The organism is Xanthobacter versatilis, assembly GCF_043193975.1.
GTDB classification, from domain to species: Bacteria; Pseudomonadota; Alphaproteobacteria; order Rhizobiales; family Xanthobacteraceae; genus Xanthobacter; species Xanthobacter autotrophicus_E.
The window spans coordinates 307,431-330,740 of the sequence record NZ_JBAFVB010000001.1; the positions used below are offsets into that span (position 1 = coordinate 307,431).

Annotated in this window: 20 protein-coding genes and 1 pseudogene; 7 read left to right on the forward strand and 14 right to left on the reverse strand. The window is 68.5% G+C overall.

Features of this window, described 5'->3' with window-relative positions; translation table 11 throughout:
• Positions 1 to 5 precede the first annotated feature (5 nt).
• The 4 genes from serA to V5F66_RS01305 all read right to left on the reverse strand — a co-directional run bounded on the left by serA (position 6) and on the right by V5F66_RS01305 (position 5,065).
• A complete protein-coding gene (gene serA, locus V5F66_RS01290; RefSeq protein WP_394093040.1) occupies positions 6 to 1,592 on the reverse strand; it encodes a phosphoglycerate dehydrogenase in 1,587 nt (528 codons plus the stop codon).
• A 447-nt stretch (positions 1,593 to 2,039) separates the two neighbouring features.
• The gene (locus V5F66_RS01295; protein ID WP_394093041.1) at positions 2,040 to 3,215 is read right to left on the reverse strand and encodes a phosphoserine transaminase; all 1,176 of its coding nucleotides are present in this window, start codon (positions 3,213 to 3,215) and stop codon (positions 2,040 to 2,042) included.
• Positions 3,216 to 3,341: 126 nt separating this feature from the next.
• Entirely contained in the window at positions 3,342 to 4,181 is an 840-nt protein-coding gene (locus V5F66_RS01300) for a metal ABC transporter permease (RefSeq protein WP_394093042.1), read from the reverse strand.
• The gene (locus V5F66_RS01305) at positions 4,181 to 5,065 is read right to left on the reverse strand and encodes a metal ABC transporter permease (RefSeq protein ID WP_394093043.1); all 885 of its coding nucleotides are present in this window, start codon (positions 5,063 to 5,065) and stop codon (positions 4,181 to 4,183) included. Before V5F66_RS01305 ends, V5F66_RS01300 begins: the two co-directional genes overlap by 1 nt.
• On the opposite strand from V5F66_RS01305, the gene V5F66_RS01310 reads away from it, so the two are divergent.
• A complete protein-coding gene (locus V5F66_RS01310; protein ID WP_394093044.1) occupies positions 5,064 to 5,189 on the forward strand; it encodes a hypothetical protein in 126 nt (41 codons plus the stop codon). The two genes, V5F66_RS01305 and V5F66_RS01310, sit on opposite strands and share 2 nt — an antisense overlap.
• 88 nt (positions 5,190 to 5,277) lie before the next feature.
• On the opposite strand, the gene V5F66_RS01315 is transcribed toward V5F66_RS01310, so the two are convergent.
• From V5F66_RS01315 to V5F66_RS01345, 7 genes are all read right to left on the reverse strand, one after another.
• Positions 5,278 to 6,177 carry a manganese/iron ABC transporter ATP-binding protein gene (locus V5F66_RS01315; protein ID WP_394093045.1) on the reverse strand — a complete coding sequence of 300 codons (900 nt, stop codon included), beginning with the start codon at positions 6,175 to 6,177 and terminating at the stop codon, positions 5,278 to 5,280.
• Positions 6,174 to 7,148, reverse strand: coding sequence for a metal ABC transporter substrate-binding protein (locus V5F66_RS01320; protein ID WP_394093046.1), 975 nt, complete (start codon positions 7,146 to 7,148; stop codon positions 6,174 to 6,176). The genes V5F66_RS01315 and V5F66_RS01320 overlap by 4 nt, the downstream gene beginning before the upstream one ends.
• A 99-nt stretch (positions 7,149 to 7,247) precedes the next feature.
• Complete coding sequence (locus tag V5F66_RS01325) at positions 7,248 to 9,293, reverse strand: cation:proton antiporter domain-containing protein (protein ID WP_394093047.1); 2,046 nt, start codon at positions 9,291 to 9,293, stop codon at positions 7,248 to 7,250.
• Positions 9,294 to 9,671: 378 nt separating this feature from the next.
• A complete protein-coding gene (locus tag V5F66_RS01330; RefSeq protein ID WP_394000762.1) occupies positions 9,672 to 10,544 on the reverse strand; it encodes an ATP-binding cassette domain-containing protein in 873 nt (290 codons plus the stop codon).
• Positions 10,544 to 11,431 carry an aliphatic sulfonate ABC transporter permease SsuC gene (gene ssuC, locus V5F66_RS01335; protein ID WP_394093286.1) on the reverse strand — a complete coding sequence of 296 codons (888 nt, stop codon included), beginning with the start codon at positions 11,429 to 11,431 and terminating at the stop codon, positions 10,544 to 10,546. The genes V5F66_RS01330 and ssuC overlap by 1 nt, the downstream gene beginning before the upstream one ends.
• A gap of 86 nt (positions 11,432 to 11,517) precedes the next feature.
• Entirely contained in the window at positions 11,518 to 12,483 is a 966-nt protein-coding gene (locus tag V5F66_RS01340) for a sulfonate ABC transporter substrate-binding protein (protein ID WP_394093048.1), read from the reverse strand.
• A 45-nt stretch (positions 12,484 to 12,528) separates the two neighbouring features.
• Positions 12,529 to 13,086, reverse strand: a complete 558-nt coding sequence (locus V5F66_RS01345) for a flavin reductase family protein (protein ID WP_394093049.1) — start codon at positions 13,084 to 13,086, stop codon at positions 12,529 to 12,531.
• Between the two features lie 200 nt (positions 13,087 to 13,286).
• Between V5F66_RS01345 and ssuD the strand changes: the two genes are divergently transcribed.
• Positions 13,287 to 14,495, forward strand: a complete 1,209-nt coding sequence (gene ssuD / locus V5F66_RS01350; protein WP_394093050.1) for an FMNH2-dependent alkanesulfonate monooxygenase — start codon at positions 13,287 to 13,289, stop codon at positions 14,493 to 14,495.
• A gap of 51 nt (positions 14,496 to 14,546) precedes the next feature.
• Here the strand turns inward: ssuD and V5F66_RS01355 are convergent, their stop codons facing one another.
• Positions 14,547 to 14,963, reverse strand: coding sequence for a hypothetical protein (locus V5F66_RS01355; protein ID WP_012113234.1), 417 nt, complete (start codon positions 14,961 to 14,963; stop codon positions 14,547 to 14,549).
• Positions 14,964 to 15,496: 533 nt separating this feature from the next.
• On the opposite strand from V5F66_RS01355, the gene V5F66_RS01360 reads away from it, so the two are divergent.
• Together V5F66_RS01360 and hisS are read left to right on the forward strand one after the other, a co-directional pair.
• On the forward strand, positions 15,497 to 16,168 hold the full coding sequence (locus tag V5F66_RS01360; protein WP_012113235.1) for a L,D-transpeptidase: 672 nt from the start codon (positions 15,497 to 15,499) through the stop codon (positions 16,166 to 16,168).
• A 385-nt stretch (positions 16,169 to 16,553) separates the two neighbouring features.
• Positions 16,554 to 18,083, forward strand: a complete 1,530-nt coding sequence (hisS, locus tag V5F66_RS01365; RefSeq protein WP_012113236.1) for a histidine--tRNA ligase — start codon at positions 16,554 to 16,556, stop codon at positions 18,081 to 18,083.
• Between the two features lie 92 nt (positions 18,084 to 18,175).
• Here the strand turns inward: hisS and V5F66_RS01370 are convergent, their stop codons facing one another.
• A complete protein-coding gene (locus V5F66_RS01370) occupies positions 18,176 to 18,700 on the reverse strand; it encodes a GcrA family cell cycle regulator (RefSeq protein ID WP_012113237.1) in 525 nt (174 codons plus the stop codon).
• A gap of 740 nt (positions 18,701 to 19,440) precedes the next feature.
• Here V5F66_RS01370 and V5F66_RS01375 point away from each other — a divergent pair.
• From V5F66_RS01375 to V5F66_RS01385, 3 genes are all read left to right on the forward strand, one after another.
• A complete protein-coding gene (locus V5F66_RS01375) occupies positions 19,441 to 20,649 on the forward strand; it encodes an aspartate aminotransferase family protein (RefSeq protein WP_012113238.1) in 1,209 nt (402 codons plus the stop codon).
• A complete protein-coding gene (gene argF / locus V5F66_RS01380) occupies positions 20,646 to 21,575 on the forward strand; it encodes an ornithine carbamoyltransferase (protein WP_012113239.1) in 930 nt (309 codons plus the stop codon). The genes V5F66_RS01375 and argF overlap by 4 nt, the downstream gene beginning before the upstream one ends.
• 224 nt (positions 21,576 to 21,799) lie before the next feature.
• The gene (locus V5F66_RS01385; protein WP_012113240.1) at positions 21,800 to 22,834 is read left to right on the forward strand and encodes an Hsp33 family molecular chaperone; all 1,035 of its coding nucleotides are present in this window, start codon (positions 21,800 to 21,802) and stop codon (positions 22,832 to 22,834) included.
• A gap of 86 nt (positions 22,835 to 22,920) precedes the next feature.
• On the opposite strand, the pseudogene V5F66_RS01390 reads toward V5F66_RS01385, so the two are convergent.
• Positions 22,921 to 23,310 (reverse strand): annotated as a pseudogene (locus V5F66_RS01390) (allophanate hydrolase-related protein); the annotation flags it as partial.

The following is a 23,310-nucleotide window of genomic DNA, read 5'->3' on the forward strand; positions in this document are numbered from 1 at the left end:
ACGCCTCAGAACACCAGCGCCTTGGCCGCCTTCACCTGCGGCAGCGCCTGCACCTTGCCGAGCACGTCGGCCGGCACGGTGCCATCCACCGCCACCAGAGCGATGGCGTCGCCGCCCAGATGGTCGCGGCCGAGGGCGAAGGTTGCGATGTTCAGGCCCGCATCACCCAGCAGGCCGGCGAAGCGGCCGATGAAGCCGGGCTTGTCCTCGTTGGTGACGTAGATCATGGAGGGCGCGAACTCGGCATCCACATTGATGCCCTTGATGTTCACGATGCGCGGGCGGCCATCCGCGAACACGGTGCCGGATATCGCGCGCTCATACGTGTCGGTCACCACCGTGATGCTGATGAGGCTGTCATAGTCGCCGGTGGCGGCGCGGGTGGTCTCCTCGATGACGATGCCGCGTTCCTTGGCGACGGTGGGGGCGGACACGACATTGACCTCTGAGAGCATCGGGCGCAGCAGCCCTGCCACCGCGGCCGAGGTCAGCGCCTTCACCTTCTGGTCCGCCACCGCGCCTTCGTAGACGATGTGCACGGTCTTGATGTCGGTGTCGGTGAGCTGGCCGGCGAACGAGCCGAGCTTCTCGGCGAGCGCGATGAAAGGCTTCAGCTTCGGCGCTTCCTCGGCGGTGATGGAGGTGAAGTTCACCGCGTTGGTGATGGCGCCGGTGAGGAGATAGTCGCTCATCTGCTCGGCGACCTGGAGGGCGACATTCTCCTGCGCCTCGTTGGTGGCGGCGCCGAGGTGCGGCGTGCACACCACGTTGGGATGACCGAACAGCGGGTTCTGCTCCGCCGGCTCCACCGCGAACACGTCGAAGGCGGCGCCCGCCACGTGCTTGCTGTCGAGGGCGGCGCGCAGGGCGGCTTCGTCCACCAGGCCGCCGCGGGCGCAGTTGATGATGCGCACGCCCTTCTTCGTCCTGGCGATATTCTCGGCCGAGAGGATGTTCTTGGTCTTCTCGGTCAAGGGCGTGTGCAGGGTGATGAAGTCGGCGCGGGCGAGCAGGTCGTCCAGCTCCACCTTCTCCACGCCGAGATCCAGCGCCCGCTCCACCGAGAGGAAGGGATCGAAGGCGATCACCTTCATCTTCAGGCCCACGCCGCGCTCGGCCACGATGGAGCCGATGTTGCCGCAGCCGATGATGCCCAGCGTCTTGGCGGTGACCTCGACGCCCATAAAGCGGTTCTTCTCCCACTTGCCGGCCTGGGTGGAGGCATCCGCCGCCGGGATCTCGCGGGCCAGCGCGAACATCATGGCGATGGCATGCTCGGCGGTGGTGATGGAATTGCCGAACGGCGTGTTCATCACGATCACGCCCTTGGCGGTGGCCGCCGGCAGGTCGATATTGTCGACGCCGATGCCGGCGCGGCCGATGACCTTCAGGCGGTCGGCCTTCTGAAGGATCTTCGGGGTGACCTTGGTGGCCGAGCGGATGGCGAGGCCGTCATAATTGCCGATGATCTCGGCCAGCTTGTCCTTGTCCTTGCCGAGGTCGGGCTGGAAATCCACCTCGATGCCGCGATCCTTGAAGATCTGCACGGCGGCGGGGGAGAGCTTGTCGGAAATGAGAACACGGGGTGCCATGGTGGGCTCCGGAAATTGCGCGGATAAGCCGTGCCGCTCTGGCTGCCGTCATGGCCGGGCTTGACCCGGCCATCCACGCGGGGAGGCCGGGAACAGCTTTCGGCCGCGTGCACGGGCGGCTCGGCGTGGATGCCCGGAACAAGCCCGGGCATGACGATCGCTATGGGGGGCCGGTGACCCAGGCTGGGGGCGCGCTGCCCCGCGGCTCCTGCCGGTGAAAGCCCTCTCCCGCTTGCGGGGGAGGGTTGGGAGGGGGCAGGCGGGCGTGCTGCGGAAGGCGCTTCAGGATAGGCGAGGGCGGAAGGCCCCCACCCCAACCCTTCCCCGCGCGAAGCCGGATGCTTTAGGCTTCGGCCGCCGGGAACCAAACTCGGCAACAGCCGAGTTTGAGCAGGAGAGGGGGCAGCGCGGTTCAGTCACCCCGCCCAGACCTCACGCAGCCAGACCTCACGCAGCCTTGGGCAGCGCGGCCTTGGCTTCGGTGAAGGCCCAGTCGAGCCAGTGGGTCAGGGCTTCCACGTCGGCCCGTTCCACGGTGGCGCCGCACCAGATGCGCAGGCCGGGAGGGGCGTCGCGATAGGCGCCGATGTCGTAGGCGATGCCGCCCTTCTCAAGGCCGGAGGCGATGGCCTTGGCGAAGGCCGCCTGCGCGTCGGCGGGCAGCGAGGTCACGTCCGCATCCACCACCTTCAGGCACACCGAGGTGTTGGAGCGCGTCACCGGATCGGTGGCCAGGAAGTCCACCCACGCCGTGTTGTGCACCCACTGGGCGATGGCCTCGAAGTTGCGGTTAGAGCGCTCCTGCAGGGCGCTAAGCCCGCCCACGTTCTTCGCCCACTTCAGCGCGTCGATATAGTCTTCCACGCACAGCATGGAGGGCGTGTTGATGGTTTCGCCCTCGAAGATGCCGGAGATCAGCTTGCCGCCCTTGGTCATGCGGAAGATCTTGGGCAGCGGCCACGCCGGCTTGTAGGTCTCGAGCCGCTCCACCGCGCGGGGGGAGAGGATGAGGATGCCGTGCGCGCCCTCGCCGCCGAGCACCTTCTGCCAGGAGAAGGTGACCACGTCGAGCTTGGCGAAATCCAGCTTCTGCGCGAACGCTGCCGAGGTGGCGTCGCAGATGGTGAGGCCGGTGCGGTCGGCCGGGATCCACTCCGCGTCCGGCACCATGACGCCGGAGGTGGTGCCGTTCCAGGTGAAGACCACGTCGTGGGAGAAATCCACCTGCGTGAGGTCCGGCAGCGCGCCATAGGGGGCGGTCAGCGCGCGGGCATCGGTCAGCTTGAGCTGCTTGACCACGTCCGTCACCCAGCCTTCGCCGAAGCTTTCCCAGGCCAGCATGTCCACCGGGCGGGCGCCCAGCATGGACCACAGCACCATCTCCACGGCGCCGGTATCGGAAGCGGGAACGATGCCGATCTTGTAGTCGGCGGGCACTTCCAACACGTCGCGGGTGAGGTCGATGGCCTCTTTCAGCTTGGCCTTGCCCACCTTGGCGCGGTGCGAGCGGCCTAGCGGCGCGTCCGAGAGCGCTTCCAGCGTCCAGCCGGGACGCTTGGCACAGGGGCCGGACGAAAAGTTAGGGTTCTCCGGACGAGTGGTCGGAGCAGGATTCATCGTCATGTGGTCCATCCTTACAGATGGGCGCCTCCCGTTGGGGGGAGGTGTCCCGCGGATGGGGTTACGCCCGAGGGGGCGGGGGCGTCAAGGGCGGGATGGCGGCTGATGCCGAATGGTTGGTCGCAAAGCCTAAGCGGAAGGCAGTTGGCTCTGGATGCCGGCCGCCTTCACCCGCACCCCGACGAAGGCCGCGATGAACACCGCCGTCATCAGCAGCACGATGGTGGGCGCCGGCGCGGAATCGAGGAAGAAGGACAGGTAGACGCCGCAGAGCGCGCACCCCACCGCGACCAGCACCGCCACCACCAGCATGACGCCGAAGCGGCGCGTTACCAGAAACGCGATGGCCCCCGGCGCGATCAGGAGGGACACGGCGAGGATGATGCCCACGGCCTTCAGTGCCGCGACGATGGTCAGCGACAGCATCACCAAGAGCCCGTAATGCAGCAGCCCGACGCGCAGGCCGACCGCCTTCGCCTGCGCGGGATCGAACGCGTTCAGCAGCAGGTCGCGCCATTTGGCCAGCAGCGCCACCGTCACCAGGCCGCAGATGAGCGCGCTCTCAGTGATGTCGCCCCAGGTCACGCCCAGCATGTCGCCGAACAATATGTGGTCGAGATGCACGTCCGACTGGATCTTGGTGTAGAGCACCAGCCCCAGCCCGAACATGCCGGAGAAGACCACGCCCATCACCGTGTCTTCCTTGATGCGGCTGTTGGCCTTCAGGTACCCGGTGCCGAGCGCGCACACCATGCCGGCCACGAAGGCGCCTAAGGCGAGCGGCAGGCCGGCCATATAAGCCAGCACCACGCCGGGCAGCACCGCGTGGGAGACGGCATCGCCCATCAGCGACCAGCCCTTCAGCACCAGGAAGCAGGACAGCAGCGCCATGGGCACCGCCACCAGCGCCGAGATCACCAGTGCGCTCTGCATGAAATCGAACTGGAACGGGGCGAGCAGGGTGTCCATCACAGCCCGCCCTCCCTCAAGGCCAGCGCCGCCTGCCGCCGCGCCGCCAAAAGCCCGTGCTTGGGGGCGAACACGAAGGCGGTGAGGAAGATGAGGGTCTGGAGCACGACGATGATGCCGCCTGTCGCCCCATCCACGAAATAGGAGAGATAGGCGCCGACAAAGCTCGTGCCCGCGCCGATGGCGACCGACAGGGCGATGAGGCGGGGGAAGCGATCGGTGAGCAGATAGGCGGTGGCCCCCGGCGTCACCACCATGGCGATGACGAGGAAGGCCCCCACCGTCTGCAGCGCCGCCACCGTGCAGGCCGACAGCAGCGTGAAGAACATGATCTTCAGGAAGGTGGGGTTGAGGCCGATTGAGCGGGCGTGGCTCTCGTCGAAGAAGGTCACCATCAGGTCCTTCCAGAACACCAGCAGCAGCGCCAGCGAGACGAAGCCGATGAGCGCCAGCTGCAGCGTGTCGGACGGCGAGATGGCGAGGATGTTGCCGAGCACGATGGTCTGCACGTTTACTGAAGTCGGCGACAGGGAGACCATGAACAGGCCGAGGCCGAAGAAGGAGGTGAAGATGAGGCCGATGACGGCATCTTCCTTCAGCTTGGTGCGTTCTTGCAAAAACAACATGGCGCCGGCCGCCAGCGCGCCGGAGAAGAAGGCGCCCAGCGAGAACGGCAGGCCCAGCATGTAGGCCCCCGCCACCCCCGGCACGATGGCATGGGACAGGGCATCGCCGATGAGCGACCAGCCCTTCAGCATGAGGAAGGCGGACAGGAACGCGCACACCGCCCCCACCAGCGCGCTCACCCACATGGCGTTGACCATGTAGGAATAGCCGAAGGGCTCGATGAGGAGGGCGAGGATCGGAGACAGGGAGGCGGCCATGGCTCAGGCCTCTCCCGATGTGAGCCGTCCGGCTGCGCGCCATTCAGCGCCGGCCTTGCCCAACCCGCACGCCGTCATGGCCGGGCTTGACCCGGCCATCCACGCCGAGCCGCTGGCGCGGTGATCGCAGATCCCGTCCCGGCCGGTCCGCGTGGATGCCCGGCACAAGGCCGGGCATGACGGAGCGTGCGGGCCATAATGTGCGCAGCGCATCACCCGATCCCCTCCGAGGAGCCGGCGGTGCCGCTGGCGGCGGGGCGGTCCTTGTAGAGCACGAGGGGGCGCTCGTCGTCAGTCAGCACGCCCAGCGTGCCGGCGGCGGTGGAGTGGCTCTCGTCCAGCACGAAATGGCGCAGCACGCCGCCGAAGGCCTTCTCGAGGTTCACCTGCGTGAAGATCTCGGAGGTCAGCCCATAGGCCAGCACCGTGCCCTTGATGAGCACCGTGCGGTCGCAGAATTCCGGCACCGAGCCGAGATTGTGGGTGGAGACAAGCATCACCCGGCCCTCGTCGCGCAGCGCCTTCAACAGGGCGATGATGGCGTCCTCGGTCTTCACGTCCACGCCGGTGAAGGGCTCGTCGAGCAGGATCACGCGGGCGTCCTGCGCCAGCGCGCGGGCGAGGAACACGCGCTTCCTCTGCCCGCCGGAGAGCTCGCCGATCTGGCGCTTGCGGAATTCCAGCATGTTGACGCGGCCGAGCGCCGCCGTCACCGCTTCGTGGTCGGCGCGGCGGGGCATGCGCAGGAAATTCATGTGGCCGTAGCGGCCCATCATCACCACGTCTTCCACCAGCACGGGGAAGGTCCAGTCCACTTCCTCGGCCTGGGGCACATAGGCCACCACGTTGCGCTTCAAGGCGTCGCGCACGCTCATGCCGAGGATGGTGACGGAGCCCTTCGCCGCCGAGAGGAAGCCCATGATTGTCTTGAACAAGGTGGACTTGCCCGAGCCGTTCACCCCCACCAGCGCGGTGATGGTGCCGGTGGGGATCTCGAAGCTGGCGTCGCGCAGGGCAGTGTGGCCGTTGCGATAGGTGACGGTGACGTGGGCGACGCAAAGGCCGGCGCCGGCGGCATCCGCCTGGGTGAGGGGAGGAAGCGGGGCATTCATCGGGCGGTGCCTCCGGTGAGGCCGTCGGCGATGGTGGTGGAGGTCACCCGCAGCAGGTCGAGATAGGTGGGCACCGGGCCCGCGGCGTCGCTCAGCGAATCCACATAGAGCACGCCGCCGTAGCGGGCGCCGGTCTCCCGCGCCACCTGCTTGGCGGGCTCGGCGGAAATGGTGCTCTCGGAGAAGATGGCGGGGATCTTGTCCGCTCGCATTCGGTCCACCACCCGGCGCACCTGCTGGGGCGTGCCCTGCTGGTCGGCGTTGATGGGCCACAGATAGAGCGGCTTCAGGCCGAAATCCCGCGCCAGGTAGCTGAAGGCGCCCTCGCTGGTGACCAGCCAGCGCTGGTCCGCCGGCACCTTGTCCAGCTCGGCGCGGATGGGGGCGATGGTGGCGGTGATCTTGGCCTTGTAGGCCTCGGCATTGGCCTTGTAGGTGGCGGCGTTGGCCGGATCGTATTTCACCAGCGCGTCGCGGATGTTGTCCACGTAGACGAGGGCGGCGGTGGGCGACATCCAGGCGTGGGGATTGGGCTTGCCGCTGTAGGGGCCCTCCGTGATGCCCATGGGCTCGACGCCGTCGGACACCACCACGCTCGGCACGCCCTTCAGGCGGCTGAAGAACTTCTCGAACCACAGTTCGAGGTTCAGGCCGTTCCACAGGATGAGGTTGGCGCCCTGAGCCTTGATGAGGTCGCCGGGGGTGGGCTGGTAATTGTGGATCTCGGCGCCGGGCTTGGTGATGCTGTCCACCTGCGCGGCATCGCCGGCCACGTTCTTCGCCATGTCGGCGATGATGGTGAAGGTGGTGACCACCTTCAGCTTGTCGGCTGCCCGGGCCGGGGCGGTGGACGAGGTTGCCACCAGCGCCGCGAGAAGCACGGCGCCGGCCGTCGAAAAGACGCGGCCAGCCCAGGAACGCACCAAAGAAGGGGCCGCAGAACCGGCCGTCAAACAGCTACGGCAGCGCATGAAGCCGCGCTCCAATCCAATTATCGCATCAATTTGCGATCCATTTGCAAAAATAGGCCCACCAAACTGCAATTGCAACTTATTCGCATTTAAGTCGGCCTAACCCTTTTCGTTCTGCTCCGCTGCGGCGCTCTCCGCAAGGGCGGGGACCGGGCCGGGAGCGGATTCCGGCGCCAAAAGCGGCGGCTGCGTTGCCGCAGGCCCGGCGATGCCCGCCGGAACCATGGTGGGCGTGGGCGCAGGAGTTGCTCCGGCCGCAGCAATGGACTGAGTGGGGGGCGTGACCGGGCTCACCTCCACCTCGGCGACGGGCGCATCGGGGGAGGGGGATGCAGCCTCGGTCCCGCTGGCGACCCCGGCAGCCTGCACGGCGGCGGCAAGGTCGGCGTCGCTGCGGTCCAGCACATGGGCCAGCATGCCGCGCGCCACCTCGCGCTCGCCCATGATGATGAAATTGGCGCCGCCCTGGCGCAGGTGCTCCACCTCCGCGTCCGAGTGGGCGCGGGCGATGATCTCGATGCCGGGGTTCATCTGGCGGGCCTTGCGCAGCACGCCGCTGGCCTCGAAGCCGTCGGGAATGGCGAGGATGAGCCGGCTCGCCCCCGCCACGTTGGCGGCGGTGATGGCGGCGGGGGAGGCGGCGTTGGCGTCGATCACCTCGATGTCGCCGCGCCGCAGCTCCTCCACCCGGTCTTCCTGGTCCTCGATGACGAGGAAGGGCAGGCCGGCGGCCTTCAGCCCGTCCGCCACCAGGTGGCCCACCCGGCCGTAGCCCACCAGCACCGTATGGGCCTGCTGGGCGGTGACCGGCAGGGTCGGGGCGGGCGGCGCCTTCTCCGCCCCCTTCTCCGCGCCCTTGGCTGTCGCGGCCTTGTCCGCCGCGGCCTGGGCCGGAGCCGCGGCCGCCGCTGCAGCCGCCTTGGCGGCGGACACCGCCACGGCCTTCGCCCGGTAGCGATCCAGCGCCAGGAAGAAGAAGGGGTTGGCGAGAATGGAGATGATCGCTGCCGCGAGGATGAGGTCGCGGCCTTCCTCGGGCAGCAGGTGGAGGTCGACGCCCAGCGCCACCAGGATGAAGGAGAATTCGCCGATCTGCGCCAGCGAGGCGGAGATGGTGAGCGCCGTGATGTTGCCGTAGCCGAACGCCCGCACCAGCAGGAAGGCGGCCAGCGACTTGCCGAACAGCACGATCAGCACGGTGATGATGAGCGGGATCGGGCTCTTGATGACGATGGAGGGGTCCACCAGCATGCCCACCGAGACGAAGAACAGCACGGCGAAGGCGTCGCGCAGGGGCAGCGTCTCTTCCGCCGCGCGGTGGGACAGGGGCGATTCGCTCAGCACCATGCCGGCGAAGAAGGCGCCGAGCGCGAACGACACCCCGAACAGCTTGGCCGAGCCGAAGGCGACGCCCAGCGCGATGGCCAGCACGGCGAGGCGGAACAGCTCCCGCGAGCCGATATGGGCCACCCAGTGCATGATGCCGGGAATGACCCGCCGGCCCACCACCAGCATCAGCACCACGAAGCCGGCCACCTTGGCCAGCGTGATGCCCAGCGTCATCCACACGTCGTCCCCGCCCAGCCATTCGACGGTGGGGGTGGCCACCACGCGCCCGCCGAGGGCACCGGAAAGGGCGGGCAGCAGCACCAGCGCCAGCACCATGGCGAGGTCTTCCACGATGAGCCAGCCGACCGCGATGCGGCCCTGCTCGCTTTCCACCATGCGCCGTTCCTGGAGTGCTCGAAGCAGCACCACGGTGCTCGCCACCGAAAGGGCGAGGCCGAACACGATGCCGGCGCCCAGCCCCCAGCCGAGGGCATAGGCGAGGCCCATGCCCATCAGGGTTGCGACGCCGATCTGCAGCACCGCGCCGGGAATGGCGATGGCCTTCACCGACAACAGGTCGCTCAGCGAAAAATGCAGGCCGACGCCGAACATGAGCAGGATGACGCCGACCTCGGCCAGCTCCAGCGCCATGCTCTGGTCGGCGACGAAGCCGGGGGTGAACGGCCCCACCATGACGCCGGCCAGCAGGTAGCCCACCAGCGGCGACAGCTTGAAGCGCTGGGCGATGGCGCCGAAGACGAAGGCGAGGACGAAGGCCCCGACGAGTGTCGCAATGAGCGGCGTTTCGTGGGGCAAGGGTCGTCCTCCGTCGGGCAAAGGGGGCGTCTCGCGCCGGATGCGCGCGGGAGCCCGGATTTGGGATGAGGGCAGTCCAGGCGAATGCCCCTGCCAGCCGGTGCAGTATTCCGCAGGAACGCGGCACTGTCATGGCACAGATGCCGAAGGGGCAGGTCTTTCCGTTTTCGGGGGGAGGGCGAGACGGTCCCGGCCGACAGCAACGGAGGATGAGAGCAGTGGAAGGAGAGCAGCTGTAACCCCCGCTCCCGCTTGCGGGGGAGGGCGACGGTGGTTCAGGGCGCCATGGGCCACTGCTGACCCGTCCTCGCCGCTTTGTCTCGGAGGGCACCGTCCCGGTGCGGCTTCCGGACTTAAGACATCAAGTCTGCCCGTGCCTCACACGGCGGCGAGGATGCGCTCGTGCAGGCGGGCGGCCTCGGCGCCGGTGCGCGCGCCGCGGGGCAAGGTGCCGTCGGGGTCCACCGGAACGTCGAGGGCGATCTCGCCCTGCCGCAGCACCACCACGCGGTCGGCCAGCGACACCGCCTCGGCCACGTCGTGGGTGATGAGCACCACGGTGAATCCGTATTCCGTCCAGATGCGCTCGGTGAGGCGGTGCATCTCCACCCGGGTCAGGGCGTCGAGCGCGCCGAACGGCTCGTCCAGCAGCAGCACGCCGGGGCGCGACACCAGGGCGCGGGCCAGCGCCACCCGCTGCTTCTGCCCGCCGGAGAGCACATAGGGCCATTCCCGGCCGCGATCGGCGAGGCCCACGTCCCTGAGGGCCGCATGGGCCTTCTCGCGCCAGCCGGGGCCGCGGGCGATGCCCACATTGCCGATCACCCGCTGCCAAGGCGCGAGGCGGGCATCCTGGAACAGCAGGCGCACCTGCGGCATCAGGCCTGTTACAGTGGCCTCGCCGATGCGCACCTCGCCGGAGGTGGCGGTGTCGAGCCCGCAGATGAGGCGCATCAGCGTGGTCTTGCCCCCGCCCGAGCGGCCCACCACGGCGAGGAACTGGCCGGCGGGCACGTCGAGGTCGAGCCGGCGCAGCACGGTGCGGGCGCCGAAGCTCTTCACCACACTGTTGAGGCGGATGCGCTCGCCGTGCCGGCGCTCGGCGGTGGCGATTTCCGGAAAGCGTGGGCTGCGGAAGGTTTCGCGAATCTCCAAAACGCGGCCGTTGGGTTCGCGGCTGTCCGGTTCGCGGCTGTGCCGGTCTCGGAGGGCGGCGGCGATCTCGGCGTCGCTGGCGGCGAAGATTTCCATCACGCCACTCCCTTGCCGCCGGGCTGGTAGGCCGGGTTCCAGGCCAGCGCGCGCTGCTCGATGCCCCGCGTCAGGCTGTCGGCGAGCTTGCCGAGGAGGGCATAGGCCAGCACGCCCAGCACCACCACGTCGGTCTGGAGGAATTCGCGGGCGTTCATGGTCATGTAGCCGATGCCCTCGGTAGAGGAGATGGTCTCGGCCACGATCAGCGTCAGCCACATGATGCCCAGCGCGTAACGCAGGCCCACCAGCACCGAGGGCAGCGCCCCCGGCAGCACGATGCGGGTGAACAGGGCGGCGGGCGAAAGCCCGTAGACCCGCGCCATCTCGATGAGGCCGGCGTCCACGTTGCGGATGCCATGGTAGGTGTTGAGATAGATGGGAAAGGCCACCCCCACCGCCACCAGGAAGATCTTGGCCTCCTCGCCGATGCCGAACCACAGGATGACGAGGGGGATGATGGCGAGGTGCGGCACGTTGCGCAGCATCTGCAGGGTGGAATCCAGCGCGGTTTCCGCCGGCTTCCACACCCCGTTGAGCACCCCGAGCGCGAAGCCGATGCCGCCGCCGATGGCAAGGCCGGTGAGCGCCCGGCCGGTGGAGACGCAGATGTTGGACAGGAGCGTGCCGTCCTTCAGGGTGCGCCAGAAGGCGAGCGCAACGTCCCCCGGTGCCGGCAGCACCCGGGAGGAGAGGAAGCCCAGGCTCGACGCCGCCTGCCACACGGCGAGGATGGCCAGCGGCAGCGCCCAGGGGGCGAGCGACTTCGCCAGCGATCTGCCCAGTGCCTGCCCGGGGCCTGCCAGCCGCGACCGGACGGCAGTGCCGGCGGCATCGCGACGCTCCGCCTGTGCCCCGGCGACGGCCGGGACGCTACTGGCCGGCAGGGTGCCGGCAGCCGCGCCGTGGGTGAAGGCGATGGCTTCGGTGGGGCCGGACAGGCTCATGGCGGATCTCCTCGGGACTTCAGCGCTCAGGATTTGGGCGCGCGCAGGGCGTCGGCGATGCGGATGGGCTTGGGGATGAGGCCCAGGGCGAAGAAGGCGTCCGCCACTTTCTGCTGCTCCGCCGCCACCTGGGGCGTCAGCGGCTTCACGTCATACTGCTGGCGGGCCAGCGCCACCTCCAGGATCGGCGCGGGAATGCCGATGAGGGGCGAGAAGGTCTCGGCCGCCGCCTTGGGATTGGCCTTCACCCAGGCGCCGATCTCGGCGACGCCGGCCAGCACCGCATCCACCACCTGCGGCGCCTGATCCACGAAGGCGCGGGTGGAGAAATAGAACTGGTAGTTGGAGACGATGCCGGTGCCGTCCGCCAGCTGCCGGGCCGCGATGGTCTTCTCCGCCGCCGCCTGGAACGGGTCCCAGATCGCCCAGGCGTCCACCGAGCCGCGCTCGAAGGCGGCGCGGGCATCGGCCGGGGTGAGGTAGGCGGTCTTGATGTCGCTGTAGGGCACGCCGGCCTTCTCCAGCGCCTTCACCAGCAGGAAGTGGACGTTGGAGCCCTTGTTGAGGGCCACCGTCTTGCCCTTGAGGTCGGCGATGGTCTTCAGCGGGCTGTCCTTGGGCACCAGGATGGCCTCGCCCTGGGGGGCGGCGGGCTCGTAGCCCACGTAGATGAGGGGCGCGCCGGCGGCCTGGGCGAACACCGGCGGGGCCTCGCCGGTATTGCCGAAGTCGATGGCGCCGGCGTTCAGCGCCTCCAGGAGCTGCGGGCCGGCCGGGAACTCGGCCCACTTCACGCTGTAGCCGAGGGGCTTCAGCTTCTCTTCCAGCAGGCCCTTGTTCTTCAGGAGAATGAGGGTGCCGTACTTCTGGTAACCGATGCGGACCACCTTCTCCTGCGCCAGCGCGGGGGCCGAGACGAGGCCCGTCGCCAGGCTGGTCGCAAGGCCGGCTGCGAGGAGGAGCGAGGTGCGGCGGGTGACGCGGTGGGTCATGAGGTGATCCTTCGGGAGAAATGCGGGGGCGATCGCGGGCCGGCGTCAGTCGGCGAGGCCGCGATAGCCGCCGGCCCAGTAGAGCAGCGGCTGCGCGCTCTCGGTGATGCGCGAGGCCACCACGCGACCGATGACGATGACGTGGGAGTGCCGCTCGATGGCGTCCTCCAGTTCGCAGTCGAAGGCGGCCAGCGCATCCGCCAGCACCGGCGCGCCGGTTTCCAGCCTGGTCCAGTCGGCGCCCTGGTAGCGCGCGGGTCCCTTCAGGCCGCCCTTGCCGGCGAACTGGTCGGCGATGGGCTGGTGGTGCGGGCGCAAGACGTTGATGGCGAAGCTGCGCTCCTTCAGCAGCGGGGCGAAGGACGAGGAGCCGCGGTTGACGGCAATGAGCAGGGTCGGCGGCTCCACCGAAAGGGAGGTGACAGAGGTGGCGGTCAGCCCGGTGCGCTCGTCCCCGGTGCCGACAGTGAGCACGCTGACCGCGCCGGCCAGCTTGCGCATGGCGGCGCGGAAGGCGAGCGAGGCGTCGGGCAGCTCTGGGGCAAGGCTCGGCGATTGGGCGGGCGAGGGGGTGGGGGCGGCGACGGGCGTATGCGCGTTCATGGAAAGGGCCTTCTGGTCGGCGCGGCGGCGCCGGGGGTTCTTGAGCCTCCGGATCAATCCGGAGGGCGTCTGGTGGAAAAAAGGATAGACAGCGGCCAGAGCATTAGTCAATAAACTCGATGAAGTTTATTAAATTAAAAAAGGGCGGGCCGAACCCGGCGCATGGCGGCGGCTGGCGCGCCCTCAACCGGAGCCGATCCATGTCGAATGCCGAAGCCTCGCCCGCCGCCGCCTCCCTGACCCCGGCGACGGAAGCCAACGTGCTGTGGTTCCTGCCCACCCACGGCGACGGGCACTACCTCGGCACCTCCCACGGGGCGCGGGAGGTGAGCCTCGGCTACCTGCGCCAGATCGCGCAGGCGGCGGACCAGCTCGGCTATTACGGCGTGCTCATCCCCACCGGCCGCTCCTGCGAGGATTCGTGGATCGTCGCCTCGGCGCTGGCGGGCCTCACCGAGCGGCTGCGCTTCCTGGTGGCGGTGCGGCCCGGCCTGCTCTCGCCCGGCGTCGCGGCGCGCATGACGGCGACGCTGGACCGGATCTCCAACGGGCGGGCGCTCATCAACGTGGTCACCGGCGGCGACCCCGAGGAGAACAAGGGCGACGGCTTCTTCGCCGACCATGCCGAGCGCTACGAGATCACGCGGGAGTTCCTCGACATCTACACCCGCCTTCTGAAGGGCGAGGAGGTGACCTTCGCCGGCAAGCACCTGCAGGTGGAGGGCGGCAAGCTGCTCTATCCGCCGGTGCAGCAGCCCCATCCGCCGCTGTTCTTCGGCGGCTCCTCCGCCCCGGCCCACGACGTGGCGGCGCGGCAGGTGCAGAAGTATCTCACCTGGGGCGAGCCCCCGGCGCTGGTGGCCGAGAAGATCAGGGACCTGAAGGCCCGCGCCGCCGCGGTGGGCCGCGAGCTGAGCTTCGGCATCCGCCTCCATGTCATCGTGCGCGACACCACTGCCGAGGCCTGGGCGGCGGCGGACAAGCTCATCTCCTACATCGACGACACCACCATCGCCGAGGCGCAGAAGGTGTTCGCGCGCATGGATTCGGAAGGCCAGCGGCGGATGAGCGCCCTGCATGGCGGACGCCGCGACAAGCTGGAGGTGAGCCCCAACCTGTGGGCCGGCGTGGGCCTGGTGCGCGGCGGCGCCGGCACCGCCCTGGTGGGCGATCCCGAAACCGTGGCCGAGCGCATGAAGGAATATATGGCGCTGGGCATCGATACCTTCGTGCTCTCCGGCTATCCCCACCTCGAGGAAGCCTATCGGTTCGGCGAGGGGGTGCTGCCTCTGCTGCCGCTGGCCTCGGGCACGGGCAGGCCCAAGGCGGCGACCAACCATCGCGGCCCGTTCGGCGAGATCATCGGCAACGCCATCGTGCCGCAGGAGCGCCAGCGCTCGGCCTCCTGAGGGCCGGGCGCCGGTTCGGCATCCAGATCGGTCAAGATCGGCGTCGGCGGCTCACTCCGCCGGCGCGAAGCCTTTATTCTCCCGCGCTGGCCCGCCGCGATACACCAGATAGCCAAACAGCAGCATGTCGCCGAGGACCACCAGTGAGGTCACCGCCGCCACCGGGTCGGCGGCGTCGTGGCCCAGGTGGACGCCGGCCACGGCCACCGTGAGCACCGTAGTGGCCAATGCCCAAATCAGGACCTGGACCCGGGCGAGGCCGCTGGTGTCGAGGGCGGGGCGCCGTTCGTAATAGATGCCGAACAGAAACAGGCTCACCCAGCCGAGCAGGTTGAGATGCGCGTGGGCGGGCATCACCGAGGTGTCGTGGGAGGCGGCCATGGCGATGCCCATGAGCATGCCCGCCACAACGAAGATGACGGCGAAGCGGAAGGCGAGGGTGGAGGCTGTGGCGGTTGATGCGGTCATGGGTTTCCCCCTGGCTGTGTGCGGTGCATCCCGCTCTTGCCGGCGGGTCCACCGTGGGCAGGTGGAAGGCGTGATCGCGCGACCCGGCGGGGCTGCCGCCCGCACCGGAACCGGGTGCGAAGCCTTCCACCATCAAGCCTAGCACGGCGACGGCCGCGCTTTTCCGTAGCCGGGTGCGGGTGCCGCAAGGGCGGTTGGCGGTTCCAGACGGTCTTCTTGGTGCGGCCTTGGGGATGGCCGCGCTGGTTCGGTACCCGGGCACGGCGGGTGATCCGGCTTTCACAATTCCGCGATGTCGTTCACCGCAAAAGTGTGGCGCAATGGCCACCCCGCAGCGCAGCAATGGTGGTACATCGCTGCCCATAAGGTTTTGCCGCGGTGCCATCCGCTTGCCCTCGGGCGCAGACGGTGATGCGGCGTTAACCTTAACGCCACCTAAGCCAGATTCAATGCAACGGACACGGGGCGAAACCCGCGCCCCGGTCCGCGCGTTGATGCGTGCAGAGATTCGTTTCGTTCCGAGTGGACAGACCATGGCCCTGAAGCCCGCCCCGGCAGATCATTCCTCGACGCCTGAACGCCTTACCCGCCGCCTGTTTGTGCTCGGCGCGCCCCTGGCGCTGGCCGCCTGCGTGACCAATCCGCCGCCGGCGCCGCTGAACCGGTCGGCGCTGATGTATGGCCCGGTGGAGGGCGAGCCCTTCCCGGTGGACGAGGTCGACCTGTCCGAGGTGGATCCCCGCTTCCTGCGCCAGGAAGTGCCGGCGCCGGCGGGCTTCGCGCCCGGCACCATCCTCGTCGATATCAACGAGCGGTTCCTTTACCTCATCGGCAAGGACGGCAAGGCCATCCGCTACGGCGTGGGCGTGGGCAAGGAGGGCTATTCCTTCAAGGGCTGGGCCACCATCAAGCGCAAGGAAAAGTGGCCGCACTGGACCCCCACCGCCAACATGGTCCGCCTCCAGCCGGCCCGCTACGGACCCTATGCGGCCGGCCTGCCCGGCGGCGAGACCAACCCGCTCGGCCCGCGCGCGCTCTATCTCTATGACGGCGACCGCGACACCCTGTTCCGCATCCACGGCACCATCGAGCCGTGGAGCATCGGCCAGCAGGTGTCCTCCGGCTGCATCCGCCTGCTCAACCAGGACATCATCGACCTCTACGAGCGCGTGCCGCTGGGCACCCGGGTCTATGTGAGGGGCTGAGGGGGCTCGCCCCTTGGGCGCTCGCGTCCCGGCCCGTCCGGCGCGACTTGACCGACGCGATCTGACCGGCGGAGGCCATGGGCTGGTAAAGCTTGATCGCCGGGTGCGCCCTTGAACCCTCTCCCGTCTGAACCCGGCTTTTGCCGAGTTCAGCTCCCAAGTGCCGAAGTCGGAAACATCCGGCTTCGGAGCGGGGAAGGGCGGGTGGGAGGCAAGCAACGTGCGGGCTTGGTGCATCGGCTCGCGCGGAGAGAGCCTCCCCCAACCCAGTCTCCCCGCACCGGGAGAGGGGGCAAGACCTGCCCCCCAAACTTGCCGTTCCGGCCCCCGTCCTCTAAGACGCCCCAACCCTTTTTGAAGATACCGGGACGGGCTCCCAATCCCCATGGCCAAAGAATTCAAGCCGAAGGCGCGGCTCCCCCGCGGCCTCGTCGACCGCACCGGCGCGGAGCTGTCCGCCACCCGCGCCATGCTGGAGAAGATCCGCGCCGTCTATGAACTGTACGGCTTCGAGGCGCTGGAGACCCCGGCCTTCGAATATACCGACGCCCTCGGCAAGTTCCTGCCGGACCTCGACCGCCCCAACGAGGGCGTGTTTTCGCTGAAGGACGACGACGAGCAGTGGCTGTCCCTGCGCTATGACCTGACGGCGCCGCTGGCCCGCTACGTGGCCGAGCATTTCGAGCAGCTGCCCAAGCCCTACCGCTCCTACCGGGCCGGCTACGTGTTCCGCAACGAGAAGCCCGGCCCCGGCCGCTTCCGCCAGTTCATGCAGTTCGACGCCGACACCGTGGGCGCCCCCTCGGTCGCCGCCGATGCCGAGATCTGCATGATGGCCGCCGACACCCTGGAGGCGGTGGGCGTGCCCCGCGGTGCCTATGTGGTGCGCGTGAACAACCGGAAAGTGCTCGACGGGGTGATGGAGGCCATCGGCCTCGGCGGGGATGAAAATTTCGGCCGCCGCCTCACCGTGCTGCGCGCCATCGACAAGTTCGACAAGTTCGGCGTTGAAGGTGTCGAACTTCTGCTCGGCCCCGGCCGCCGCGACGAGAGTGGCGACTTCACCAAGGGGGCGGGGCTGGACCAGCGCCAGAGCGCGGTCGTGCTGGCCATGCTCACCGGCAAGGGCCTGCGCGCCACCGATGTGGGAGTTGAAGTCGAACTCGACGGTGATGTGGAACTCGCGGCGGCTTTGGCGTCCAATTCCGCGTTCCTTGAGGGCATGGCGGAGCTGCGCGACATCGCCGCGCTGGTGGCTGCGGCGGGCTATCAGGACCGGGTGAAGATCGATCCCAGCGTGGTGCGCGGCCTGGAATACTATACCGGCCCCGTCTACGAAGCCGAATTGACGTTTGAAATCAAGGATGAAGAGGGGCGCCCCGTGCGCTTCGGCTCGGTGGCCGGCGGCGGGCGCTATGACGGGCTGGTCGCCCGTTTCCGCGGCGAGAAGGTGCCGGCCACGGGCTTCTCCATCGGCGTCTCCCGCCTGCTGGCGGCCCTGGCCTTTTTGGGAAAAATGGAGGCGGCGCCAGAGGTTGGCCCAGTCGTGGTGCTGGTGATGGACAAGGAGCCGCACCGCCTCGCCGACTATATGAAGATGGTCGCCGACCTGCGCGCCAACGGCATCCGGGCCGAGATGTATCTGGGCGGCGGCGGCATGAAACCGCAGATGAAATATGCCGACCGGCGCGGCGCGCCTGCGGTTATCATTCAGGGATCAAACGAGAAATCGGCGGGCGAGGTGCAGATCAAGGACCTCGTGGAGGGCGCGAAGATCGCCGCCTCCATTGCCGACAATGCGGAATATCGCGCCGCCCGCCCGGCCCAGTTCGCGGTGAAGGAGGAAGACCTCGTCACCGCCATCCGCGACGTACTGGAACGCCGCGCCGCGCCCACGCTCGGGCTCGCGGACTGAGCGTTCCGGACTGTGGCTGAGGGGAAATCCCCTCTGTATCTCAATGTCTTGAAAGACGGGCCGGGGTGCCTCTTCCCCGGCCCGTCCTGTTTTCACAGATAGGCGAGGCGCCGGTCGCGGCGGCGATCCTGCACCGGCTGGTAGGCCATGCGGGCATGCACGGTGCAATAGGGCGTGCCCGGATTGCTCTTGCCGCCACAGAAATGAAAGCTCTCCGTGCCCGGCTCGCCCAAAGGCCAGCGGCAGGTGGACTCGGTGAGGTTCATGATGGTGCAACGCTGCGCCATGGGCACCACGTTGTCGGACGCCTTGGGGGCGGGAGCCGGAGCCGGCGCCTCTTCCGGCATGTCCTCCGGCTCGGCCGCGAGCGCGGTGTTGCCGATGGTCGCGGGGCGGTTGGGACGGGCCTCCGGCCGCTCGGGCCGGTCCGTCTTGCTGCGCGGGCGGGCCGGCGCCGGGGCCGGCGATTTGGCCCGGCCGGACAGGCCCAACCGGTGCACCTTGCCAATCACCGCATTGCGGGTGACTTCACCCAGTTCAGTTGCAATCTGGCTCGCGGAGAGGCCTTCGCTCCAGAGCTTTTTCAAGAGTTCGACGCGCTCGTCAGTCCAGCTCATCGCTCTTCTCCATTTGCCGCATTTGAAAGCCACCGGCACCGGCGTCCGCCGGTGTCGCGTGGGTGGGTCCGGAGCCCATTGCGGACCTCGGACGACGGCCGGCGAAGATGCGTCGGCCGAAAACGAGGGCGCCGGAGTACGCGCGGCGCCTGGAGCCCGTCCGGTCAGGTCGGGACCTGATCGGAAAACCGGCCTCTTTTCATCACGTTGGAGACGGAATGGTCGATCAGGCCTTTCAGCCTGAACCGATCCGGCCCCAAGCCAGCCCGCCCCCGATCGTGCCGGGTGGCGCGTGAAGCCGGACTCCTTCCACGTTCCCGCACGCATCTGCGCGCGGGTCCGGCCCGGCTCTGCAAGGTCCTGGAAAATCGTCCCTGGCGTCCCTCGCGCACGACATCTCGTGGCTGACGAGGAACAACCTACAATATGGCTGGTGCACACAACAGAGTCGGCAATGGCGTCAAGGCCGTTTTCCCCAGCTCCTTAAGGCTTCGTTAACCCCATAGGTTCCATTGCGCTCCCTTGTGCCGGGAAAACATGCGCCGGACACTTGCGCCAGGTCAAAGAACCGGGCGCGGCAGCGCACGAGTTGACCTCTCGCGCATGATCATTAGAATCCGTAGCTGTCGGGCCGCCCCCCGCTTGGGCGGCCTTTTTTGTTTGCCACGTGCCGGTTGTCGCGTTTTGTTCGTCAACCGGTGCCACCTCAAGGGGAATGAACCCTTTTTGGGAGGTTTGAAGTGATCACCGCCGTTCTGCCGACCTATGCGCGCATCGACCTCGAATTCGAACGGGGGGAGGGCTGCTGGCTCGTCACGACGGACGGGCGACGCTTTCTCGATTTCACCGGCGGCATCGCGGTGAACGTGCTGGGCCACGCCCATCCCTATCTCGCCGAGGCGCTCTCCGAGCAGGCGAAGAAGCTCTGGCACACCTCGAACCTGTTCCGCATCCCCGGCGGCGAGCGGCTCGCGGATCGCATCAAGGCGGTGACCTTCGCGGACACCATGTTCTTCACCAATTCCGGTGCGGAAGCCCTTGAGTGCGCCATCAAGATGGCCCGCAAGTATCAGTTCGCCAGCGGCCATCCGGAGAAGAACCGCATCATTACCTTCGAAGGCGCCTTCCACGGCCGCACGCTGGCGACCATCGCCGCCGGTGGCAACGCCAAGTATCTCGAAGGCTTCGGGCCGGCCATGCCGGGCTTCGACCAGGTGCCGTTCGGCGACCTGGACGCCGCCCGCGCCGCCGTGACGCCTGAGACCGCCGCCATTCTGGTGGAGCCGGTGCAGGGCGAGGGCGGCGTGCGCGTTCCTCCCTCCGGCTTCCTCAAGGGGCTGCGCGCCTTGTGCGACGAGAAGGGCCTCCTGCTTGTGCTGGACGAGGTGCAGTGCGGGGTTGGGCGCACCGGCAAGCTGTTCGCGCACGAATGGGTCGGTGTCACCCCGGATATCATGGCGGTGGCCAAGGGCATCGGCGGCGGCTTTCCCATGGGCGCGTGCCTTGCCACGGAAGAGGCCGCCAAGGGCATGACGCTCGGCACCCATGGCTCCACCTATGGCGGCAATCCGCTGGCCATGGCGGTGGGCAATGCGGTGCTCGACCTCGTGCTCGCCGACGGCTTCCTCGACCATGTGAACGCCATGTCGACGCGCCTCGTGCAGCGCCTCGCCGAGGTCAGGGACCGGCATCCTTCGGTCATCGCCGAGGTGCGCGGCCAGGGCCTGCTGCTGGGCCTGCGCTGCGCCGTGCCGGCCGCCGACCTCGTCACGGCCCTGCGTGAGGAAGGCATGCTCGCGCCCGGCGCCAGCGACAATGTGGTGCGGCTGTTGCCCCCGCTCATCGTGAGCGAGGAGGAGGTGGGCATCGCCGTGGAGAAGATCGAAGCTGCCTGCCGGCGTATCGAGGACCGCCTCGTCGCCGCTCCGGTGCAGGGAGCGGCGGAATGAAGGGGAACGGCGTGCGCCATTTTCTAGACCTGTCCGAGATCCCGGCCGAGGAGTTGCGCCGGGTTCTCGATTTTTCCAAGGACCTCAAGGCCCGGCGCAAGGCCGGCGAGGTGGACCGGCCGCTCGCGGGCAAGACACTCGCCATGGTGTTCGACAAGCCGTCGACCCGCACCCGCGTGTCGTTCGACCTGGCCATGCGCCAGCTCGGTGGCGAGACCATCATGCTCACCGGCCAGGAGATGCAGCTCGGGCGCGGCGAGACCATCGCCGACACCGCCCGGGTGCTGTCGCGCTTCGTGGATGCCATCATGATCCGCATCCTGGACCATGACGACCTCACCGAGCTGGCGAAGCACGCCACGGTGCCGGTGATCAACGGGCTCACCCGCATCTCCCATCCCTGCCAGGTGATGGCGGATGTGCTGACCTTCGAGGAGCACAGGGGCAACATCACGGGCCGCTCCGTGGCCTGGACCGGCGACGCCAACAATGTGCTGGCGTCCTGGGTCCATGCGGCCCAGCGCTTCGATTTCTCGCTCAAGGTCGCCACCCCGAAGGAGCTTTCGCCGCGCCAGGCGCTGAAGGACTTCGTCAAGCGCACCAAGGCGAAGGTGAAGTTCATGCGCGATCCCGAGGAAGCGGTGGAGGGCGTGGACTGCGTCGTCACCGACACCTGGGTCTCCATGGGCGACAAGGAGGCGGAGCGCCGCCACAACCTTTTGAAGCCCTACCAGGTGAACCGTTCGCTCATGGCGCGGGCCGACAAGGAAGCCATCTTCATGCATTGCCTGCCCGCCCATCGCGGCGAGGAGGTGAGCGACGAGGTGATGGACGGCCCGCAGTCGGTGGTGTTCGACGAGGCGGAGAACCGGCTGCATGCCCAGAAGGGCATTCTGGCCTGGTGCTTTAACGCGGCGGGCGACTGAACGCGGGACGCCGACGCGGGATAGATCCGGGGCCGGTGCGGTTAGAGTTGTTCAGGCCCGGTGATCCGGCGGCATCTTCCGCCGGCGGGGTCGGGTGACTATATGCCGGCTCAACCCTTCCGGGCCGGATGGCATCCGGCCGCGCCAGCGGCTGCCCGGATCCGTGGCCATGGCCAGTGGCCAAGGTCCGTCCTGCCCGGCCCATCGTTTCGAGGAGTCCCCCCATGAGCGGCGAGCGGTCCCGCGGCGAGCAATCCCGCGGCGAGAGACACGGCAGCACCCGCCGGGCCGAAGCGGCGCAGGACGATATCGTCACCGCATTCCAGGTTGATGCGCTGGACCTGCGCGGGCGCACGGTGCGCCTCGGCACTACGCTGGACGCCGTGCTGGCGCACCATGATTATCCCGCGGCGGTAAAGCGCGTGGTGGGGGAGGCGGTGACGCTGGCCGTGCTGCTGGGCTCGTCCCTCAAGTTCGAGGGCCGGTTCATCCTGCAGACCCAGACCGACGGGCCGGTGGACATGGTGGTGGCGGACTTCGTTACCCCCGACAAGATCCGGGCGTATGCGCGCTTCGACAAGGAGGCGCTGGCCGAAGCCGAGCGGCGCAACGAGACCTCGCCCGCCGCCCTCATCGGGCGTGGCCACCTTGCCATGACCATCGACCAGGGCATTTCGGCGAACCGCTACCAGGGCGTGGTGGCGCTCGACGGCTCGGGGCTGGAGGAAGCGGCGCACGAATATTTCAAGCAGTCCGAGCAGATCCCCACCCGCGTGCGCCTTGCCGTGGGCGAGGAGATGAAGGCCGGGGGCGCGGCTTCGTCCTGGCGGGCGGGCGGGCTACTCGCCCAGTTCCTGCCGCAGGATGCCTCGCGCTCGCGCATGTCCGACCTTGCGCCGGGGGACGCGCCGGAGGGCACCACCCCCCACGCCGTGGACGAGGATGACGCCTGGGTGGAGGCGCGCTCCCTCGTGGCCACCCTGGAGGACGTGGAGCTGATCGACCGCGACCTCTCCAGCGAGCGGCTGCTCTATCGGCTGTTCCATGAGCGCGGGGTGCGGGTTTTCGATCCCTCGCCCATGGCGGCCCACTGCTCCTGCTCGCGCGAGCGGGTGTCGGGCGTGCTCGCCTCCTTCTCCAGCGAGGAGCGGCGCGACATGATCCAGGACGATGGCCATATCGCCGTCACCTGCGAATTCTGCGGCCGCGTCTACAAATACAGCGCCGAGGAAGTGGTCGGCGGGCAATCGGACGCCTGAAGACCGCTGCGGCCGCCTCCTCCCCTGCGATAGGGGAGGGGGCATCCCCCGGCTGGGCCGTGGGATGCGAAGGCCAGCGCGTGGACCTATCCGCGCCGCCGCGCCATATAGGCGCGCCAGCCGCCCAGCGCGGTGATCTCCTCGGCGCGCTCCACCGCATGGGCCTCGCACAGGAAGCCGGGCACTTCGCTGCCGTCCTCCAGCCGCACCTTTCCGATGCCGAGCGGCGCGGGGATGCGGGAGACGAAGCGGCCGAAGGCGGCGGGCTCCAGCGCCCACACCTCCACTTCCAGTCCCGGCCCGTCAAAGCCCGGCGCGCGCACCACGCCCGGCTTCTGGGGCGTGGTGTCCGGCAGCACGAACAGCCGGTAGTCCGGCGCGGTGCGGCAGCTCTTCACCAGCACGCCTCCGGCCTCCGTGAGCTCCGGATTGAGCGGCATGCCGGAGAGGTGCGCACCCACCACGGCGATGGGCAC

Excerpts from the sequence above, each read along its gene's own strand:
- serA (WP_394093040.1), bottom strand. The coding sequence starts at position 1,592 with ATGGCACCCCGTGTTCTCATTTCCGACAAGCTCTCCCCCGCCGCCGTG.
- V5F66_RS01295 (WP_394093041.1), bottom strand. The coding sequence starts at position 3,215 with ATGACGATGAATCCTGCTCCGACCACTCGTCCGGAGAACCCTAACTTT.
- V5F66_RS01300 (WP_394093042.1), bottom strand. The coding sequence starts at position 4,181 with ATGGACACCCTGCTCGCCCCGTTCCAGTTCGATTTCATGCAGAGCGCA.
- V5F66_RS01310 (WP_394093044.1), top strand. The coding sequence starts at position 5,064 with ATGGCTCAGGCCTCTCCCGATGTGAGCCGTCCGGCTGCGCGCCATTCA.
- V5F66_RS01305 (WP_394093043.1), bottom strand. The coding sequence starts at position 5,065 with ATGGCCGCCTCCCTGTCTCCGATCCTCGCCCTCCTCATCGAGCCCTTC.
- V5F66_RS01315 (WP_394093045.1), bottom strand. The coding sequence starts at position 6,177 with ATGAATGCCCCGCTTCCTCCCCTCACCCAGGCGGATGCCGCCGGCGCC.
- V5F66_RS01320 (WP_394093046.1), bottom strand. The coding sequence starts at position 7,148 with ATGCGCTGCCGTAGCTGTTTGACGGCCGGTTCTGCGGCCCCTTCTTTG.
- V5F66_RS01330 (WP_394000762.1), bottom strand. The coding sequence starts at position 10,544 with ATGGAAATCTTCGCCGCCAGCGACGCCGAGATCGCCGCCGCCCTCCGA.
- V5F66_RS01340 (WP_394093048.1), bottom strand. The coding sequence starts at position 12,483 with ATGACCCACCGCGTCACCCGCCGCACCTCGCTCCTCCTCGCAGCCGGC.
- V5F66_RS01345 (WP_394093049.1), bottom strand. The coding sequence starts at position 13,086 with ATGAACGCGCATACGCCCGTCGCCGCCCCCACCCCCTCGCCCGCCCAA.
- ssuD (WP_394093050.1), top strand. The coding sequence starts at position 13,287 with ATGTCGAATGCCGAAGCCTCGCCCGCCGCCGCCTCCCTGACCCCGGCG.
- V5F66_RS01355 (WP_012113234.1), bottom strand. The coding sequence starts at position 14,963 with ATGACCGCATCAACCGCCACAGCCTCCACCCTCGCCTTCCGCTTCGCC.
- V5F66_RS01360 (WP_012113235.1), top strand. The coding sequence starts at position 15,497 with ATGGCCCTGAAGCCCGCCCCGGCAGATCATTCCTCGACGCCTGAACGC.
- hisS (WP_012113236.1), top strand. The coding sequence starts at position 16,554 with ATGGCCAAAGAATTCAAGCCGAAGGCGCGGCTCCCCCGCGGCCTCGTC.
- V5F66_RS01370 (WP_012113237.1), bottom strand. The coding sequence starts at position 18,700 with ATGAGCTGGACTGACGAGCGCGTCGAACTCTTGAAAAAGCTCTGGAGC.
- argF (WP_012113239.1), top strand. The coding sequence starts at position 20,646 with ATGAAGGGGAACGGCGTGCGCCATTTTCTAGACCTGTCCGAGATCCCG.
- V5F66_RS01385 (WP_012113240.1), top strand. The coding sequence starts at position 21,800 with ATGAGCGGCGAGCGGTCCCGCGGCGAGCAATCCCGCGGCGAGAGACAC.